This window comes from Bacillus cereus group sp. BceL062 (assembly GCF_051780025.1).
In the GTDB taxonomy this organism is placed as follows: Bacteria; Bacillota; Bacilli; order Bacillales; family Bacillaceae_G; genus Bacillus_A; species Bacillus_A toyonensis.
Genome location: NZ_JBPWGY010000005.1, coordinates 24,948 through 42,129 on the forward strand (window position 1 = coordinate 24,948; position 17,182 = coordinate 42,129).

A 17,182-nucleotide genomic window follows, 5' to 3' on the forward strand; every position below is an offset into this window, starting at 1 on the left:
AAACATTTTTTGTGACAACAGTGTCTAATACTATTATACTGAAAAGTGGGAGTATAACACAAATGGGGGAACAACAATGAGCGAAATTTTATTTATTAATGGAAAAGTACGTTTTCCAATCACTATTGATCCAACTGTTTGGATTTTTGACGATCGAAAAGTAGATTTGACAACTTACTTTGATGAAACTAGAGAAAACACGTCTGAACTAGAAGCTTACTTAAAGAACACTTCAGAACATTGGGATCGTGAAATCCGTGATGGTGCCGCCTTCCCGCCAATACAACAAAGTGTAAAGAAATATAAAAAAGAACAGCTGATTACTGGGACATTTGGTATACCATTTCATCCATTTCTTGCTAACGCCGAAATTTTAGAGGACGCTATGCAAGTTGAAATTGAAACAGTAGATACTACCATTACACTTCCATTAGAAACGGTCAACAAGGCCATTCTTGGTTTTTCAAAAGAAGGAAAACCATTAAAAGAGGACGGACCTGTACATCTATATTTCAATGATGGATCTAATAGACAAAATCCAATCCGTAACATCCGTAAATTCACAATTATTTAACGAGTATACTTGAAAGAAAAAAAGGAGTGAGCTGAAGCTCACTCCTTTTTACAATAAATCCGCTGCTAGTTGAGCTAAATTCGAGCGCTCCCCTTTAACAAACTTTACATGACCACTAATACGTTGCTCTTTAAATTTCTCGACAACGTATGTTAAACCGTTATTATATTCATCTAAATATGGATGATCGATTTGCTGAGGATCTCCCATTAATACAATCTTGCTTTTCTCTCCTACTCTCGTTAATATCGTCTTCACTTCATGCTTCGTTAAATTTTGTGCCTCATCAATAATAATGAATTGGTCTGGAATACTTCTTCCACGTATATAAGTAAGAGCCTCTACTTCAATCGAACCCATTCCAGCTAAAATAGCATCTAATTCCCCTGGCTTTTTCGTATTAAATAAATACTCTAGATTATCAAAAATCGGCTGCATCCATGGTCTTAACTTTTCTTCTTTTTCTCCTGGTAAATAACCGATATCTTTTCCAACTGGAACAATTGGTCTTGCAACAAGTAATTTTTTATATAACCCTAAATCTTCCGTTTGCATTAATCCCGAAGCTAACGCAAGTAACGTTTTTCCTGTACCAGCTTTCCCCGTTAACGTTACAAGCGGAATATCTTCGCGAAGCAACAATTCTAATCCCATTATTTGCTGCACGTTTCGTGGTCGTATCCCCCACACTTGCTCATTGTGAAAAATAAGTTTCTTCACCTTCTTACCTAAGTGATCTACAATGCCAAGTGCAGAACTAGAACCCCCAAGTGCATCCTTCATTACCACAAACTGATTTGGATAAAAAGGATGATTTGCAATTTCAGATAAAGGTAATTCACCTTTTTCATAAAAATAATCCAATTGTTCTTTTGATATATACCCTTCTAAAAAACCTGAATATATATTATCTACTTCAATTACGCGATCACTTAAATAATCTTCAGCCTTCAATCCAATCGCATCAGCTTTTACCCTTACGAGCACGTCTTTACTTACTAAAATAACAGACTTCCCGTCCTCTTTTTCTTGTTCTTCTAAAGATAGATTTTTTGCTACTGCTAAAATTCGATTATCATTTGTTTTTTCTACAAAAATATCTTGTAGTTGAACAAATGAACGATGATTTAATTCAATACGAAATGTACCGCCGTTTTCTAGCGGAATACTTTCATGCAGCTTTCCTATTTCACGAAATTTATCTATTAACTTAGATACATAACGAGCATTTCGTCCTACTTCGTCCATATAACGTTTCTTCGAATCAACCTCTTCTAATACAACTGCCGGAATCACTACTTCATTGGTTTCAAATGAAAAAATAGATAAAGGATCCTGCAAAAGTACATTCGTATCTAACACATAAATTTTATCCAACCTGTTACCCCCTGACTCCACTTTTAAATTTGTAGAACAAGGGTTTCATCCATAAAATATGGACGAACCATTGTTATAATTATATGTACCGTATAAACGAGGTAGAATCGAAAATTATAGCAATTAAACCTTTTATTTATTTTTTATTCATTTCTATTCAATATATTACTTTTAATTTTAATTATTAACGTTAAATCACAATAACTGATTCCAAAAGTTAATGAACGATTTTCTTATTCATCTCATTTATAATTCTTTTATCCCTACCAACACTTGGTTATCCAGTTTTTTCGCTGCCCGAAGATCGTATGTTTTTTCATATTTTGGTTCAATTGCAAGTTTTGCTCCATAAAACATAACATCACGTACTTCTTGCACACTTACTTCTATTACAGCTAATTTTAGAGGAATACCTTCCATTCTATCTGTCAAAATTTCACCTGCACCACTTATGGAAAATACGGATCCATTCGCCATTATAGTCAATACCACTCCCGTATTGCGCCTTATATTTTCCACAATACGTGAACGTTGATCTACCGCAAATCGAATACTAGTTTCACTCACTGCATACACCCAAGAAATAGCACTTACGTTAGGAACTTGTTTTTCGAAATCTGTTGTTGCTACCATAACAATACATTCTTTACGGAACGTTTGTACTAAATCATCTGTTAATGTAGGCTCTACTACATTCGCCATATTTCCACCTCCAAATATACTTAATATATCCTTATCATAACTTATTTTTCGAATTGCGAAAATATTATTTTTTCCTCCTATTATTCAAAAACATCATACTTCCATGATATACTTATACCGATAGAATTCGTATTGAGGTGACGAAATGAGAGTCAAATGTATGATCTGTGATAAAAAAGATATGTTAGATGACGAAAATCCTACGGCAAAAAAACTGCGTAATCGCCCTATTCATACATATATGTGCATGGAATGTTCGGAACGAATTGCAGAGCGTACGATGGAACGTCATGCAAGTGGTAATTTCCGATTATACCGTGATAAAAAAGTTGAAGACGATTGGTAAAATATAAATAAGTCCTTAATCATATCGATAAGGACTTATTTATATTTTTCAGGTTCACGATTCATCTGATCCAAAAAACAATCAATAGCTTCTAATGGAAATCTCACAGATTTTCTTTCCCCATCAATTTCATATGTAATCAAATACATTTCCTCATTCTTTTTAACTTCCACATCCCTTAATTTATGTTCTTCATATATCATATTTTGAAATAACAAATACGTTTCTTTCGCAGCACTATCATCGGGGCGTGCTTCCGCAACTGTTTTAATCGTTAACCAATTATATAGTGCATCTTGTACTGAACGCATGTCATTAATTCCCCCTCATCCTACTTTTTCTTGTTTTGCTTGACGTAAGCGCAATCTATAAATTCCTAGTACAATTGCTGCTACAACAAGCCCCTCCCCAACAGGTAAAAATACAGCAAAAAAGGTTAACACTGTACACCCAATTGCTAAAGAAATATATATCACGATATTTTTTAGTACAGATAATTTTCTAGCAAATCCTAAATTATAAACGAGAGCACTTAATATAATAATCGTTCCATAAAGTAACCACATTCCTAACTCTGGATTTTCATCCACCTTACATAATTTAGCAAAAAAAGACATCCTTTCTAACACGCTCTTCCCCCCTAGCTATAAAAACAAGTTTTCTTTATACACTTAATACAAGAGTAACTCGCAAAAAAAATACTGTCCACAAAAAAGAATAAATATTCTAAAAATAAATAAAACAAAAAAACAACTACCTTTTGGAAAGGTAGTTGTTTTTTTGTTTTTACGCTTCTACAGATTTCTTTTTCTTAGCAGCTCTTTCGCGCTCGCTCTTATCAAGAATCTTTTTACGTAGACGAATTGATTCCGGAGTCACTTCACAGAACTCGTCATCGTTTAAGTACTCTAATGACTCTTCTAAAGTCATTAAGCGTGGTTTTTTCATTGTTGAAGTTTGGTCTTTCGTTGCAGAACGAATGTTAGTTTGTTGTTTCATTTTTACAACGTTAACTGTTAAATCATTTTCACGTGTATGTTCTCCAACAATCATACCAGCATATACTTCTGTACCTGGTTCAACGAAGATTACACCGCGATCTTCAACTTGCATAATACCGTATTGTGATGCTTTTCCTGTTTCAAGTGAAACTAGAACACCTTGACGACGTCCACCTACTTGTCCAGCGTGTACTGGTTGGTAGCAATCGAATGTATGGTTTAAAATACCGTAACCACGAGTTAATGTTAAGAATTCTGTTGTGTAACCAATTAAACCACGTGCTGGAACCATGAAAGTAAGGCGAACTTGACCGTTTCCGTTATTCACCATATCTAACATTTCACCTTTACGTGCACCCATTGATTCCATAATAGAACCAGTGTATTCTTCAGGCACATCGATTTGTACGCGCTCTACAGGCTCACATCTTACGCCATCAACATCTTTAATAATTACTTCAGGCTTAGATACTTGTAGTTCATAACCTTCACGACGCATGTTTTCAATTAGGATAGATAAATGTAACTCACCACGTCCAGATACGATCCACGCATCAGGAGAATCTGTATTATCTACACGTAAACTTACATCTGTTTCTAATTGTGAACGAAGACGCTCTTCAATTTTACGAGATGTAATGTATTTACCTTCACGACCTGCAAATGGGCTGTTATTTACAAGGAATGTCATTTGTAGTGTTGGCTCATCAATACGTAATAATGGTAAAGCCTCTTCATGCTCAACTGGGCATACTGTTTCACCAACGTTAATGTCTTCCATACCTGAAACAGCTACTAAATCTCCAGCTTTTGCTTCTTCAATTTCTTGACGTTTTAATCCAATGTAACCAAATAATTTCGTTACACGGAATTGTTTTACACTTCCGTCAACCTTCATTAATGCAACTTGTTGTCCTACTTTCATAGTACCGCGGAATACGCGTCCAACTCCGATACGACCAACGTAGTCATTGTAATCAAGAAGTGCTACTTGGAATTGAAGTGGCTCTTCACTGTTATCCACTGGTGCTGGAATATGTTCAATAATTGTGTCAAACAATGATTTCATATTCTCTTCTTGATTTGCTGGATTTGAATCTAAGCTTGCTGTTCCGTTCATTGCTGATGCAAATACAACTGGGAACTCTAATTGATCTTCGTTTGCACCAAGCTCGATGAATAAGTCAACAACTTCATCAACTACTTCGTCAGGGCGAGCAAAGTCACGGTCAATTTTGTTTACAACTACGATTGGTGTTAAGTTTTGCTCAAGAGCTTTCTTTAAAACAAATCGTGTTTGTGGCATACAACCTTCATATGCATCAACAACAAGTAGAACACCATCAACCATTTTCATGATACGTTCTACTTCTCCACCGAAGTCCGCATGACCAGGTGTATCTAAAATGTTAATTCTTTTATCTTCATAGTGAATCGCAGTATTTTTCGCTAAAATTGTAATACCGCGTTCTCTTTCTAGATCATTTGAGTCCATTGCGCGTTCTTCAATATGTTCATTCGCACGGAACGTCCCCGCTTGACGTAATAACTGGTCAACAAGTGTTGTTTTACCATGGTCAACGTGGGCAATAATTGCTATATTTCGTAAATCTTGTCGTTTTTTCAACATGTCCAACTCCTAATGTCTTTTTAATCCTTCTCTATTATAAGAGCGAAGGGGATACAATGGCAATCAAAATAAAATCAAGAATGAAAATATAGTTGTATTCTTACTTTTGTGAAAGTAAAATGAGATTGGAGGGTGAAGAAATGGAACACATTCAATATCGCTTTTTATTAACTGCAATTATCGGTGTTATTTTCTTAATCGGTATCGGCATTATGGTTGCTGAAAATAGTCCCATTGGTATTATTATTTGCATTATCGGCACATTTGTTACAGTTGGATATGGTTTTGTAACAAAAAGAAAAATGCGTAAATCGCAATAATGTTAAAAAGTAAGAAGCTTGTATATAGCCTCTTACTTTTTTTGTTACTGCGATATAAATGATAATACTTCCTCATATACTCCCGGTTTTGCAACTAATACACTGCTTTTCTCTATAATAGACAGCGGAGATCCGGAGAATGTTGTCACCTTTCCTCCAACTTCCTCAACTATGATCTGCCCCCCACCAAAATCCCATGGTGATAATCTCGGCGTTACATATGCATCTATTCTTCCCGTTGCAACGTATACCATTTCTAATGCTGCACAGCCATATGATCTCGTACCCCTTGCTTTCTTAACAAGTGCCATCATACTTTCCATATTAAGCAATGGATTGTCGGTAAGCCATATCGCATTTAAAGCTATAATACCATTCTCTACTGTTCCTTTTTCCAATAGAGGAATTGGCGTATCATTACAAAACGCTCCAACTCCCTTTACCGCATGATATAATTCATCATGAACAGGATCATAAATAAGACCAATTTTTCCGATACCGTTCTCATAAATTCCAATTGAAATTGCGAAATTTCTTTTTTGATGTACAAAATTCATTGTACCATCAATTGGATCAATTAACCAAACAACCCCGTCAGAAGAAGTTATCTCATCTCCATAGCCTTCTTCTCCTAAAATATTATGGGTTGGGAATGTTTCTTTAATTTTCCCAATTAAATACTGTTCTATTTCCCGGTCCATGTTTGTTACTAAATCAGCTGCATTTGATTTCGTTTCTATAATAAGTGCTTGTTTCAGTGATGCCATTAAACGCTCTCCTGCATCTCGAATCCACCGTTTGGCGTGTGCATCGATATCTTTCCATACCTCTTGCATGTTTAAACACTCCGATCTATACTGTTCACAGAAAAAACGAACCCTTTATAAGGTTCGCACCAACTAATTTTTTATACATATACTATTATTACGCTTCTAAACGAATCATTTCAAGTCTCAACACTTCTAATTTTTGTACGCACTCTTCTTTTTTCTGTTTGTCATCCTCCATCATTGCATCATATAAAGTTGCTAATTCATAATCTAGCTCCAAACGTAGCACCGGTATTCTCTTTTCAGCATCTGTTCTCTTTAACGCATTAATCACCTGTCTCATATTATTTGCCTCCTCCCAATATTCGTCTGCCCTCGGACTAGAATTAATTAAATTTTCTGATTTTTTGTTTTATACTATACTATGTTGGATAAATCATCTATGCAACAAAATTATATTTTTTTATTTAAATTTTTTTGTGCTGTTTTTTTTATGAATAGTACAAGCTATGCTAAAATAAAAACAAAATAGGAGTTGGAGGAACAATCATGACACTACAAACATTCAAATCAACTGATTTTGATGTCTTTACAGTTGATGGTCTCGAAGAACGAATGAGTGCAATTAAAACGAACATTCATCCTAAGCTAGAAGCTTTAGGGGAACAGTTTGCAGAGTATTTATCCAAACAAACTGATGAGAACTTTTTTTATCATGTTGCAAAACATGCACGCCGCAAAGTCAATCCACCAAACGATACTTGGGTTGCTTTTTCAACAAATAAACGAGGATATAAAATGCTACCACATTTTCAAATTGGTTTATGGGGTACTCACGCCTTCATATACTTTGGTTTAATCTATGAGTGTCCACAAAAAGTGGAGACGGCTCACGCCTTCTTAGAACATTTAAATGATTTAAAAACAAATATTCCAAATGACTTCGTTTGGTCCATTGACCATACTAAACCAAGTGTAAAATTGCATAAAACGCTTGAAACAGAAGACTTACAAAAGATGATTGAACGTTTAGCTACTGTGAAAAAAGCAGAACTATTAGTTGGTATTCATATATCACCAGAGGAGTTTTCAGCAATGACCAACGAACAATTCCTTGCTAAGATTGAATCTACGATGCAATCACTCCTTCCTTTATATGCACTTTGTAATCGATAGTAGAAAACGGACAATTTATATTGTCCGTTTTTAGTTGTTATCACATTATATCACTTCAGTTTTTATTTTTCAAAATATTTTTACATTTTCACAAGCTTTTGTTCTTCGACTTCTTTCGCCCTTTGAATAGTACGATATATAGAATATCCACTTACTTCTTGAAACTCTTTATCAATTTTCTTTTCTTCTGCTTTTGATGGAACAATCTCTTTAAAACGACGATATAATCCCATTAATTCTTCTCTTCTAATTCCTTTTTCATATGCCTTCTCAATTGCTTCATAAAACTTCACAATGGCAACCATTTCTTCATTTGACCAATCGTAATCTAACGGATATTGATATTCCATTTTGCACCTCATTTATCATTTCTACGTGTTTCATTATGCTATCTTAAAGAGAATTTTTTATTCTTCATTATAGCCACTCTGCATTATACACTATTTATTCATTTTAATGGAATTGTCTTCCTCTATGAGTTGACTTGGAAATAACTATTACACATACTCACCATAAAAATATTTTTTTATATACATCTATAATTATTGGTGATATAATGCTTTTGTTTTATAGAAAATAAAGTGTGACTACCATCCAAAAGGATTTTGTGAATGGCAGGAAAACAAGTCTCGTTTTAAAAGTTAATTACCTTACTTTCCTTTTAGAATGAGATGAAATCATATAAAACAAATTCTAATAAATATTACAAAAAAGAAGGGGTGTATAGATTGTCCCAATACGAAACACCATTGTTTACCGCTTTAGTTGAGCACAGTAAGCGAAATCCAATCCAATTCCATATTCCTGGTCATAAAAAAGGACAGGGCATGGATCCTGAATTTCGCGAATTTATTGGGCATAACGCATTAGCAATTGATTTAATTAATATTGCGCCACTCGATGATTTACATCATCCAAAGGGTATGATTAAAGAAGCACAGGATTTAGCTGCTGCTGCATTTGGTGCAGATCATACTTTCTTTTCTATTCAAGGTACAAGTGGCGCGATTATGACAATGGTGATGAGCGTTTGCGGTCCTGGTGACAAAATCCTAGTACCACGAAACGTGCATAAATCAGTAATGTCAGCTATTATTTTCTCAGGTGCAAAACCTATTTTCATGCATCCTGAAATCGATCCAAAACTTGGTATTTCTCATGGAATTACAATTCAATCTGTCAAAAAAGCACTTGAAGAACACTCAGATGCCAAAGGCTTACTTGTTATTAATCCAACCTACTTTGGCTTTGCTGCAGACTTAGAACAGATTGTACAATTAGCACATTCGTACGATATCCCTGTACTAGTCGATGAGGCTCATGGTGTTCATATTCATTTTCACGATGAATTACCGATGTCAGCGATGCAAGCTGGTGCAGATATGGCAGCAACAAGTGTTCACAAATTAGGAGGCTCTTTAACTCAAAGTTCTATTCTTAATGTAAAAGAAGGTCTTGTGAACGTAAAACATGTTCAATCTATTATTAGCATGCTTACGACTACATCAACTTCTTACATCTTATTAGCATCTCTTGATGTAGCAAGAAAACGTCTTGCTACAGAAGGAACAGCGCTCATAGAACAAACAATACAATTAGCTGAACATGTTCGTGATGCTATAAATGCTATTGAGCACCTTTACTGTCCTGGAAAAGAAATGTTAGGTACAGACGCTACTTTTAACTATGATCCTACAAAGATAATTGTGTCTGTGAAAGATTTAGGTATTACCGGCCATCAGGCTGAAGTATGGCTTAGAGAGCAATATAACATTGAAGTAGAACTCTCCGATTTATACAACATACTATGTCTTATCACTTTTGGAGATACAGAAAGTGATACAAATACGCTTATTGCAGCATTACAAGATTTAGCGGAAACATTTAGAAATAGGGCAGATAAAGGTGTTCAAGTACAAGTAGAAATTCCAGAAATACCGGTGCTAGCACTTTCTCCACGAGATGCTTTTTATTCAGAAACAGAAGTCATTCCATTTGAAAATGCGGCAGGTCGTATTATAGCTGATTTTGTTATGGTTTATCCACCAGGGATTCCAATCTTTACTCCGGGGGAAATTATTACACAAGATAACTTAGAGTATATTCGTAAAAATTTAGAAGCAGGTTTACCTGTACAAGGTCCTGAAGATATGACATTACAAACATTACGTGTTATTAAAGAGTACAAGCCTATCAGTTGATAGGCTTTTCTTTCACCTTTTTTCTCTTTCTTCATACGCTACTAAAGAATGTAACGTATAGGTGGGGATACCATTATGATTGTAATAGGTCGTTCTATTGTACACCCTTATATCACAAATGAATATGAGCCATTTGCAGCTGAGAAGCAACAAATTTTATCCATAATGGCAGGAAATCAAGAAGTTTATTCCTTCCGAACTGCTGACGAACTCAGCTTTGATTTAAATTTGCGAGTTAATATTATTATTTCTGCATTAGAACTTTTTCAAAGTGGATTTCAGTTTCGTACGTTTCAACAATCCTTTTGCAACCCCCAGTTTTGGAAAAGAACATCTTTAGGGGGATTCCAACTACTTCCAAATATACCACCTTCTATTGCCATACAAGATATTTTCAAAAACGGGAAACTATATGGGACTGAATGCGCAACCGCTATGATAATTATTTTTTACAAAGCTTTACTATCATTGTATGAGGAAGAAACCTTCAATCGCCTTTTTGCAAATCTTTTACTTTATACTTGGGACTACGATCAAGATTTAAAACTCATAACAAAAACAGGTGGCGACCTTGTTCCTGGCGATCTCGTTTACTTTAAAAACCCACAAGTGAATCCAGCTACGATTGAGTGGCAAGGAGAAAACACAATCTATCTAGGAAATTTCTTTTTTTACGGACATGGCGTAGGTGTAAAAACAAAAGAAGAAATTATCTACTCATTAAATGAACGACGCGTCCCTTACGCTTTTATTTCAGCTTTTTTGACCGATACTATTACTCGTATTGATAGCCGTATAATGAGTCAATACGCCTCTCCAAACACACCACAAACAGCCATAGGATTTATTCCGATTAGAGATGATGCAATCGTTGCTACAGTTGGCCATACAACTACAATTTATTAAAAAAAGCGCCTACACATGTAGGCGCTTTTTTTAATAATTAAGCTTTTGTATGTTCTTTATGGTCACATTCGCAATGAGATCCACATTTCCCATATAATACTGTTGATTTTTCATCTTCAAAATGTGCGATTGTTCCTTCACATACTTGGCATACGATTGTTCCCATTTTTCATTTCCCCCTGATTTTTAATAGTAATCTACTTATTTATCATTAAGCTTTCGCATTATCTCTATTAGCACAATCACAATTTGTACCACATTTTCCGTAAAGTACTGTCGTTTTCTCATCTTCAAAATGTGCGATTGTTCCCTCGCATACTTGACATACGATTGTTCCCATTTTTCATTTCCCCCTAAGTTTATGGTCCTAAAAACTTTCAGTTGTCCATGTCCTATCAATTATTGGGCTTTTGTATGCTCTGTGTGATCACATCCGCAAGATCCACATTTCCCGTAAAGTACCGTTACTTTCTCATCCTCGAAGTGTGCAATTGTACCTTCACAATCTTGACATACGATTGTTCCCATTTTTCATTTCCCCCTAAGTTTATAATCCCAAAAACTTTTGTAACCGCTTAACTTTCTGTCTTTATTTTAATATGTTATACTTTTTACGTCAATAGGTTTTTAGTATAACACATTAAATATTTTAATTTAAAATTAGTATGCGATATTAACACAAAAAAACAGCCATATTTATACGTACGACTGTTTCAAATTAATTATTCTTCATATTCTGCATGCAATGAAGTAGATGGAACGAGAAATTTAAAAAACTGAGCTAACTCCGCTGCTTCCTCTTGAGATCCTAACTTGAAAATTTCCTGCATATATTGCACATTCTCTACATCATCTTGTCCCAGTAAAGTAGACCTTCCCGTTTGCATACAAACAATGAGTGGCTTTCCAAAAAACATATTTGTATAAACAATCCCAAAGTCATAACGAGTATCATGTGTCATAAATCCTAAAAATCGTACCTTCACACTTTCATGCTCATCATACAATTTTTCAAACATTGGTTTCCACCTCTCTACATCACCTTTCCTACTCATACATATATTAAACAAAAAAAGCAATACTCCTTTTAATTGTCAAAAAATTCAGTAGGTTGTAGAATGATATTATTCTACTAAGCTAGGGGGAACTTATATGCAACATGCCTTTATTACGCTTGTACCTAAATCCAATCAACACTCTGTTTCAACAGATGATATAAAACAACTTTTTCAGTACTATAAAACAGTTACTTCCCAAACCGGAGTTCAAATTAATTACGCTTATACAAATACCGCTTTTCCTTATGAAATTTTAGATACATCAGCAACAACATTAAAGCTTCAATCCAGTCATGATCGATATGACTCAATTTATTTCGGTGTTGGAATAGAAAATGAACAATCTTTCATTCAAATTTCTTTACCCTCTAATGCAACATTTGGTGATAAAGGAAAAGCAAATGAATTTTGCCGTTTTCTAGCGAAGAAATTAGAAGGAGAATTACAATTATTTAATGGAAGGATAATGTATTTCTATAAACGTTAGTTTAAAAACAAAAATAAACGATCAGAAAAATCATACTATTCGTGCAAGTAAGAAGCATTGCTTTTCTCCTTGCACTTAGTATGACATACGCTATCACATACGCTAAATAAAAAAATATGAGAAAAAGAAAAATTTTATAATGAAGTTTATCACGACTTGACAATAATAACACTGCTGAAAATCCACTCCATAAAACTAGATGTAAAAATGAAACTAGCGTAATTTTCATAGCGTTACCTCCTATTTCTTCTATTATATTGTGCAGCCCATCCCTCTGCTTATTTTAAAAACAAACTTCTACGTGTATAAAATATTTGAAGCTTCTACTTACTCTATGATTTATCTTCTACCATTTATGTAAGCTCTTAACTATTTTATATGCCAAAACTTCCTCGTTTTTTACGTTACATTCTCTTTCTTTCCTTACAATATAGATTATTCCATTAGTAGCGTGGTATAATTCCTTTGGATTAACTATAGAAAGGAATCAATGATACATGGTATTTAGTAACCTATTTTTTTTATGTCTTTTTTTACCTGCAATTCTTCTAGTGTACTATTCAGTACGTAAAGAATTACAAAACATCGTTCTTTTGTTATTTAGTTTATTATTTTATGCCTGGGGAGAGCCTATATATGTCTTCCTTATGCTTTTTTCTATTTTCATTAACTATTGGTTCGGGTTATGGCTTAATACAGGACAAATATCTAATACAAATAGAAAACTCATTCTTACTATAGCAATCGTCGTCAATATTGCTATACTAGGATATTTTAAATATGCTAATTTCTTAGTAGATAATATAAACGGGATTTTTCATACAAACATTGTACTCGAAAAAATCCCATTACCAATCGGGATTTCATTTTTCACTTTCCATGCAATGAGTTATATTATTGATATTTACAAAAGAAAAGTAGAGGCTCAGCGAAATCTGTTTGATTTGGCGCTATACTTTACTATTTTCCCTCAATTAGTTGCGGGACCAATTGTTCGGTATAACACAATAGCTCATCAATTACATGTTAGAACCGTTAATGCTGATATGTTTTCAGAAGGCATTCGTCGTTTTATCCTTGGATTAGGAAAAAAAGTTTTGATTGCAAATCAATTGGGAGCTATTGCCGATGAAATATTTGCAATGGACCCAGCAACAATGAGCGTATCTACTGCTTGGATTGGTGCGATCGCTTATACATTACAAATTTATTTCGATTTTTCAGGCTACAGTGATATGGCCATTGGATTAGGAAAAATGTTCGGGTTTGATTTCTTAGAAAACTTCAATTATCCGTATATATCAAAATCGATTTCTGAATTTTGGCGTCGCTGGCATATTTCCCTTGGTTCATGGTTCCGTGATTATGTCTATATCCCACTAGGTGGCAATCGAGTATCTAGCTGGAAAATCTATCGTAATCTCTTTATAGTATGGGCGCTAACAGGTTTTTGGCATGGGGCTAGTTGGACATTTATGATTTGGGGTATCTATTACGGATGTTTAATTGCTTTGGAAAAATCCGGTTTTGAGAAAATCTTGCAAAAATTATGGTGGCCAATTCAACATGTATACGTGCTGTTTTTAGTGATTATCGGTTGGGTTTTCTTCAGAGCTGACAACTTTAGCTACTGTTCTAAATTTTTACAAGCAATGTTCGGATTAAATGGATCGTTGACTGACATTACTAGTTATTTCTATGTGATGAATCATTGGGGAATCTTTATACTTGCAATAGTGACATCAGCTCCAATTTTCTCTTGGATCAAGACTCTATTTGTAAATAAAAAGATAGTACTTTTATCTCCACTTTACTATTTGAGTGTTTTAATCATTACTATGATGTACTTAACGAATGCAACTTACAATCCATTTATTTACTTCCGCTTCTAAAGGAGGGCTAACTATGAAAAATTTAACTAATCGTATATTAATCACTGGATTTCTCGCTATTATTTTCGGGATGTGTATATGGACAGCCAAAATAATATATTGGGATAAAAAAAGTTTTTCTGATTTTGAAAACAGAGAATTAGCTTTAGATCCAGTCCTAACTATGGATACTATAAAATCCGGAAAATATTTCAAAGATACTGAATTACACTTTACAGATCATATTGCCGCACGAGATAAATTTATTGAAACTTACACAAAGTTGCAATTAAAATTCAATCGTACTTTTATAAATAATAATTTCGTCGCAGATGACGGTTTCATTTTGTCTGCACCTACAAATATTGATATGCGTGATCAAATAAAGCAATCTGTAAGTGAACTAGACAACTTAAGAAATCAATTTACAAAAACAGAATTTTATTTCCTGTTAGCTCCAAGTAAACTAACGACATTTTCGTATAAGTACCCACCATATGTAGATCGTGGGTATGATCAAAAACATCGTGATTATTTTGTACAAGAATTACAGAAAATAAATTTTCCATTTATTGATGTTCTACCTGCTATTCAAAAAGAATTTACTCACGAACAATTAGAAGAACTATACTTTAAAACGGATCACCATTGGAATATGAAAGGTGCGTTTTATGCATACGAACAAACAATGAATTACATTGCTAATCACTCTAAAGTATTTACAGGAAATGTTGTTAATCGAGATGATTATAAAACCACTATAGAAGAACCTAATGGGCAATTTATCGGTAGTTGGAATAGACAATTATACAAATTAATAAAAACACCTGAAACAATTCCATATGTACAATTAAAAGAAAACCCAAATGTGTGGGATAATTATACTGTCTATCTCGGTCCAAAATCAGAAGAAACAAGTAAAATACCGATGAAAGAATTCTTTGCAGTGAACAAAAAGAAGCTTTCACCAGACTATGCATCGGTTTATCAAACAGACTATTCACAGATTAACATCTTAAATCCAAATGCAAAAAGTAAATTGCATGCTGTCATTATTAAAGATTCTTATGCAGATGCAACTTATCCTTTATTCGCACAAGAATTCGAACAAACAACTTTTATTGATCCACGATTTGGGGCAAGTAAAAATATTAAACAAGATCTTGAAAAACTAAATGCTGATATCGTCTTATTTCTTTATAATGACACTAGTACAAGTAAACAAATGTATCAATTTGAAAATAAAGAATAAAAAACAAGAGGTGAATCGGAATGATTCACCTCTTGTTTTTCTATTCATATAACACATACATAAAAAAACGTCTTCTAAATTTAGAAGACGTTTTTTTATTATTTTACAATGTGAATTGGCATTCCAAGAGCAACTTCAGCTGCTTCCATTGTGATTTCACCTAATGTTGGGTGAGCGTGGATTGTTTGAGCGATATCTTCAGCTGTCATTCCAGCTTCGATAGCTAAACCAATCTCAGAGATAATATCAGAAGCACCTGCGCCTGCAACTTGAGCACCTACAAGAAGACCATCTTCTTTACGTGTTACAAGTTGTAGGAAACCGTCAGTGCTGTTTAATGATAACGCACGACCGTTTGCAGCGAATGGGAACTTAGATACAGTTACAGTCATTCCTGCTTCTTCAGCTTGTTTCTTAGTGTAACCAACAGATGCTAATTCTGGATCAGTGAAGCATACTGCAGGAATTCCGATGTAATCGATAGCTGATGCATGGCCACTAATTGCTTCAACAGCTACTTTACCTTCGTAAGAAGCTTTGTGAGCTAATGGTGGTCCAGGAACGATATCACCGATTGCATAGATGTTTGGTACGTTTGTACGGCATTGCTCATCGATTTCGATGATACCGCGGTCAGTCATTTTAACTCCAACTTGCTCAAGACCGATTTCTTGAGTGTTTGGACGACGACCTACAGTTACTAATACGTAATCTGCTTCTACAGTTTGGATTTCACCTTTAACTTCGAAGCTAACTTTTACGCCAGTTTCTGTTTCTTCAACGCCTTTAGCCATAGCTTTTGTATGGATATTTACGTTACCTTTCTTTTGAAGAGCACGTTTAACAACAGAGCTCATTGCTTTTTCAAAACCAGCTAAGATTTCGTCGCCAGCTTCTACTACAGTAACTTCTGTACCGAAGTTAGCATATGCAGTACCTAATTCCATACCGATGTAACCGCCGCCGATTACAACAAGTTTTTTAGGAATTTCAGGTAAGCTTAAAGCACCTGTAGAGTTGATAACACGTTTAGAGTATTTGAATCCAGGAATTTCGATTGGTGTAGAACCAGTTGCAAGAACAGCATTTTTAAACGTATACGTTTGAGCTGCATCTTCAGTCATTACGCGTAATGTGTTAGCATCTACGAAGTAAGCTTCACCGCGAATGATTTCAACTTTATTACCTTTAAGAAGGCCTTCAACACCGCCAGTTAATTTCTTAACTACGCCGTTTTTCCATTCTTGAACTTTTGTAAAGTCAACTTTTACGTTCTCTGCAGTGATACCCATGTCATCAGAATGCATTGCATTCTCATAACGATGACCTGCATTGATTAACGCTTTTGAAGGAATACATCCAACGTTTAAGCATACGCCACCAAGGTTAGCTTTTTCAATGATTGCTACCTTTTGACCTAATTGTGCTGCACGAATTGCCGCAACGTATCCACCAGGACCTGCACCAACAACGACTGTATCTAATTCAATTGGGAAATCTCCTACTACCAT

Annotated in this window: 23 protein-coding genes; 9 read left to right on the plus strand and 14 right to left on the minus strand. The window is 34.6% G+C overall.

Features of this window, described 5'->3' with window-relative positions:
- The first annotated feature begins 76 nt into the window (after window positions 1-76).
- On the plus strand, window positions 77-574 hold the full coding sequence (locus ACS2MN_RS13290) for a hypothetical protein (RefSeq protein WP_001289791.1): 498 nt from the start codon (window positions 77-79) through the stop codon (window positions 572-574).
- Window positions 575-622: 48 nt separating this feature from the next.
- Here ACS2MN_RS13290 and ACS2MN_RS13295 read toward each other — a convergent pair whose 3' ends face one another.
- Window positions 623-1,951 carry a PhoH family protein gene (locus ACS2MN_RS13295; protein WP_000358079.1) on the minus strand — a complete coding sequence of 443 codons (1,329 nt, stop codon included), beginning with the start codon at window positions 1,949-1,951 and terminating at the stop codon, window positions 623-625.
- Window positions 1,952-2,197: 246 nt separating this feature from the next.
- The gene (locus ACS2MN_RS13300; protein ID WP_000024577.1) at window positions 2,198-2,653 is read right to left on the minus strand and encodes a pyridoxamine 5'-phosphate oxidase family protein; all 456 of its coding nucleotides are present in this window, start codon (window positions 2,651-2,653) and stop codon (window positions 2,198-2,200) included.
- A gap of 145 nt (window positions 2,654-2,798) precedes the next feature.
- Here ACS2MN_RS13300 and ACS2MN_RS13305 point away from each other — a divergent pair, with 145 nt between their 5' ends.
- A complete protein-coding gene (locus ACS2MN_RS13305) occupies window positions 2,799-2,999 on the plus strand; it encodes a YlaI family protein (protein WP_002093346.1) in 201 nt (66 codons plus the stop codon).
- Between the two features lie 35 nt (window positions 3,000-3,034).
- On the opposite strand, the gene ACS2MN_RS13310 is transcribed toward ACS2MN_RS13305, so the two are convergent.
- From ACS2MN_RS13310 to typA, 3 genes are all read right to left on the minus strand, one after another.
- Window positions 3,035-3,310 (minus strand): hypothetical protein, encoded by a 276-nt coding sequence (locus ACS2MN_RS13310; RefSeq protein WP_001258146.1) that lies wholly within the window; start codon window positions 3,308-3,310, stop codon window positions 3,035-3,037.
- A 15-nt stretch (window positions 3,311-3,325) separates the two neighbouring features.
- Entirely contained in the window at window positions 3,326-3,628 is a 303-nt protein-coding gene (locus ACS2MN_RS13315; RefSeq protein WP_000893661.1) for a YlaH-like family protein, read from the minus strand.
- A gap of 157 nt (window positions 3,629-3,785) precedes the next feature.
- Window positions 3,786-5,630, minus strand: coding sequence for a translational GTPase TypA (gene typA / locus ACS2MN_RS13320; RefSeq protein WP_000914753.1), 1,845 nt, complete (start codon window positions 5,628-5,630; stop codon window positions 3,786-3,788).
- 140 nt (window positions 5,631-5,770) lie between these two features.
- On the opposite strand from typA, the gene ACS2MN_RS13325 reads away from it, so the two are divergent.
- Window positions 5,771-5,950, plus strand: a complete 180-nt coding sequence (locus ACS2MN_RS13325) for a DUF5325 family protein (RefSeq protein WP_000400129.1) — start codon at window positions 5,771-5,773, stop codon at window positions 5,948-5,950.
- A 44-nt stretch (window positions 5,951-5,994) separates the two neighbouring features.
- Here the strand turns inward: ACS2MN_RS13325 and ACS2MN_RS13330 are convergent, their stop codons facing one another.
- Window positions 5,995-6,786 carry an inositol monophosphatase family protein gene (locus ACS2MN_RS13330; RefSeq protein WP_001158713.1) on the minus strand — a complete coding sequence of 264 codons (792 nt, stop codon included), beginning with the start codon at window positions 6,784-6,786 and terminating at the stop codon, window positions 5,995-5,997.
- Window positions 6,787-6,874: 88 nt separating this feature from the next.
- Window positions 6,875-7,063 carry a hypothetical protein gene (locus ACS2MN_RS13335; protein ID WP_001250164.1) on the minus strand — a complete coding sequence of 63 codons (189 nt, stop codon included), beginning with the start codon at window positions 7,061-7,063 and terminating at the stop codon, window positions 6,875-6,877.
- A 206-nt stretch (window positions 7,064-7,269) separates the two neighbouring features.
- On the opposite strand from ACS2MN_RS13335, the gene ACS2MN_RS13340 reads away from it, so the two are divergent.
- Entirely contained in the window at window positions 7,270-7,896 is a 627-nt protein-coding gene (locus ACS2MN_RS13340) for a YktB family protein (protein WP_000175079.1), read from the plus strand.
- Between the two features lie 80 nt (window positions 7,897-7,976).
- Here ACS2MN_RS13340 and ACS2MN_RS13345 read toward each other — a convergent pair whose 3' ends face one another.
- The gene (locus ACS2MN_RS13345) at window positions 7,977-8,246 is read right to left on the minus strand and encodes a UPF0223 family protein (RefSeq protein ID WP_000456544.1); all 270 of its coding nucleotides are present in this window, start codon (window positions 8,244-8,246) and stop codon (window positions 7,977-7,979) included.
- 378 nt (window positions 8,247-8,624) lie between these two features.
- Between ACS2MN_RS13345 and speA the strand changes: the two genes are divergently transcribed.
- Both speA and ACS2MN_RS13355 read left to right on the plus strand, forming a co-directional pair.
- Window positions 8,625-10,097, plus strand: coding sequence for an arginine decarboxylase (gene speA, locus ACS2MN_RS13350; protein ID WP_000084886.1), 1,473 nt, complete (start codon window positions 8,625-8,627; stop codon window positions 10,095-10,097).
- Between the two features lie 75 nt (window positions 10,098-10,172).
- Window positions 10,173-11,003 (plus strand): protein-glutamine gamma-glutamyltransferase, encoded by an 831-nt coding sequence (locus ACS2MN_RS13355; protein ID WP_000635336.1) that lies wholly within the window; start codon window positions 10,173-10,175, stop codon window positions 11,001-11,003.
- Window positions 11,004-11,040: 37 nt separating this feature from the next.
- Here ACS2MN_RS13355 and ACS2MN_RS13360 read toward each other — a convergent pair whose 3' ends face one another.
- From ACS2MN_RS13360 to ACS2MN_RS13375, 4 genes are all read right to left on the minus strand, one after another.
- The gene (locus ACS2MN_RS13360) at window positions 11,041-11,169 is read right to left on the minus strand and encodes a GapA-binding peptide SR1P (RefSeq protein ID WP_000536785.1); all 129 of its coding nucleotides are present in this window, start codon (window positions 11,167-11,169) and stop codon (window positions 11,041-11,043) included.
- A 45-nt stretch (window positions 11,170-11,214) separates the two neighbouring features.
- Window positions 11,215-11,343 (minus strand): GapA-binding peptide SR1P, encoded by a 129-nt coding sequence (locus ACS2MN_RS13365; protein ID WP_000536788.1) that lies wholly within the window; start codon window positions 11,341-11,343, stop codon window positions 11,215-11,217.
- A 59-nt stretch (window positions 11,344-11,402) separates the two neighbouring features.
- On the minus strand, window positions 11,403-11,531 hold the full coding sequence (locus ACS2MN_RS13370) for a GapA-binding peptide SR1P (RefSeq protein WP_000536778.1): 129 nt from the start codon (window positions 11,529-11,531) through the stop codon (window positions 11,403-11,405).
- 194 nt (window positions 11,532-11,725) lie between these two features.
- The gene (locus ACS2MN_RS13375) at window positions 11,726-12,022 is read right to left on the minus strand and encodes a DUF3055 domain-containing protein (RefSeq protein WP_000462031.1); all 297 of its coding nucleotides are present in this window, start codon (window positions 12,020-12,022) and stop codon (window positions 11,726-11,728) included.
- 133 nt (window positions 12,023-12,155) lie between these two features.
- Between ACS2MN_RS13375 and ACS2MN_RS13380 the strand changes: the two genes are divergently transcribed.
- Complete coding sequence (locus ACS2MN_RS13380; protein WP_001163289.1) at window positions 12,156-12,548, plus strand: DUF1885 family protein; 393 nt, start codon at window positions 12,156-12,158, stop codon at window positions 12,546-12,548.
- Between the two features lies 1 nt (window position 12,549).
- Here the strand turns inward: ACS2MN_RS13380 and ACS2MN_RS13385 are convergent, their stop codons facing one another.
- Window positions 12,550-12,777: a hypothetical protein gene (locus ACS2MN_RS13385; protein ID WP_000705227.1), complete on the minus strand. Its 228-nt coding sequence runs from the start codon at window positions 12,775-12,777 to the stop codon at window positions 12,550-12,552.
- 268 nt (window positions 12,778-13,045) lie between these two features.
- On the opposite strand from ACS2MN_RS13385, the gene ACS2MN_RS13390 reads away from it, so the two are divergent.
- Both ACS2MN_RS13390 and ACS2MN_RS13395 read left to right on the plus strand, forming a co-directional pair.
- On the plus strand, window positions 13,046-14,440 hold the full coding sequence (locus ACS2MN_RS13390) for an MBOAT family O-acyltransferase (RefSeq protein ID WP_346994729.1): 1,395 nt from the start codon (window positions 13,046-13,048) through the stop codon (window positions 14,438-14,440).
- Between the two features lie 13 nt (window positions 14,441-14,453).
- On the plus strand, window positions 14,454-15,671 hold the full coding sequence (locus tag ACS2MN_RS13395; protein WP_087969771.1) for a DHHW family protein: 1,218 nt from the start codon (window positions 14,454-14,456) through the stop codon (window positions 15,669-15,671).
- A gap of 98 nt (window positions 15,672-15,769) precedes the next feature.
- On the opposite strand, the gene lpdA is transcribed toward ACS2MN_RS13395, so the two are convergent.
- A complete protein-coding gene (lpdA, locus tag ACS2MN_RS13400) occupies window positions 15,770-17,182 on the minus strand; it encodes a dihydrolipoyl dehydrogenase (RefSeq protein WP_000260104.1) in 1,413 nt (470 codons plus the stop codon).

Coding starts and splice junctions, on each gene's coding strand:
- ACS2MN_RS13300 (WP_000024577.1), bottom strand. CDS start 2,653: ATGGCGAATGTAGTAGAGCCTACATTAACAGATGATTTAGTACAAACG.
- ACS2MN_RS13290 (WP_001289791.1), top strand. CDS start 77: ATGAGCGAAATTTTATTTATTAATGGAAAAGTACGTTTTCCAATCACT.
- ACS2MN_RS13330 (WP_001158713.1), bottom strand. CDS start 6,786: ATGCAAGAGGTATGGAAAGATATCGATGCACACGCCAAACGGTGGATT.
- ACS2MN_RS13375 (WP_000462031.1), bottom strand. CDS start 12,022: ATGTTTGAAAAATTGTATGATGAGCATGAAAGTGTGAAGGTACGATTT.
- ACS2MN_RS13380 (WP_001163289.1), top strand. CDS start 12,156: ATGCAACATGCCTTTATTACGCTTGTACCTAAATCCAATCAACACTCT.
- ACS2MN_RS13310 (WP_001258146.1), bottom strand. CDS start 3,310: ATGCGTTCAGTACAAGATGCACTATATAATTGGTTAACGATTAAAACA.
- ACS2MN_RS13365 (WP_000536788.1), bottom strand. CDS start 11,343: ATGGGAACAATCGTATGTCAAGTATGCGAGGGAACAATCGCACATTTT.
- lpdA (WP_000260104.1), bottom strand. CDS start 17,182: ATGGTAGTAGGAGATTTCCCAATTGAATTAGATACAGTCGTTGTTGGT.
- ACS2MN_RS13390 (WP_346994729.1), top strand. CDS start 13,046: ATGGTATTTAGTAACCTATTTTTTTTATGTCTTTTTTTACCTGCAATT.
- ACS2MN_RS13345 (WP_000456544.1), bottom strand. CDS start 8,246: ATGGAATATCAATATCCGTTAGATTACGATTGGTCAAATGAAGAAATG.
- typA (WP_000914753.1), bottom strand. CDS start 5,630: ATGTTGAAAAAACGACAAGATTTACGAAATATAGCAATTATTGCCCAC.
- ACS2MN_RS13325 (WP_000400129.1), top strand. CDS start 5,771: ATGGAACACATTCAATATCGCTTTTTATTAACTGCAATTATCGGTGTT.
- ACS2MN_RS13305 (WP_002093346.1), top strand. CDS start 2,799: ATGAGAGTCAAATGTATGATCTGTGATAAAAAAGATATGTTAGATGAC.
- ACS2MN_RS13340 (WP_000175079.1), top strand. CDS start 7,270: ATGACACTACAAACATTCAAATCAACTGATTTTGATGTCTTTACAGTT.
- ACS2MN_RS13370 (WP_000536778.1), bottom strand. CDS start 11,531: ATGGGAACAATCGTATGTCAAGATTGTGAAGGTACAATTGCACACTTC.
- ACS2MN_RS13355 (WP_000635336.1), top strand. CDS start 10,173: ATGATTGTAATAGGTCGTTCTATTGTACACCCTTATATCACAAATGAA.
- ACS2MN_RS13360 (WP_000536785.1), bottom strand. CDS start 11,169: ATGGGAACAATCGTATGCCAAGTATGTGAAGGAACAATCGCACATTTT.
- ACS2MN_RS13385 (WP_000705227.1), bottom strand. CDS start 12,777: ATGAAAATTACGCTAGTTTCATTTTTACATCTAGTTTTATGGAGTGGA.
- ACS2MN_RS13395 (WP_087969771.1), top strand. CDS start 14,454: ATGAAAAATTTAACTAATCGTATATTAATCACTGGATTTCTCGCTATT.
- ACS2MN_RS13335 (WP_001250164.1), bottom strand. CDS start 7,063: ATGAGACAGGTGATTAATGCGTTAAAGAGAACAGATGCTGAAAAGAGA.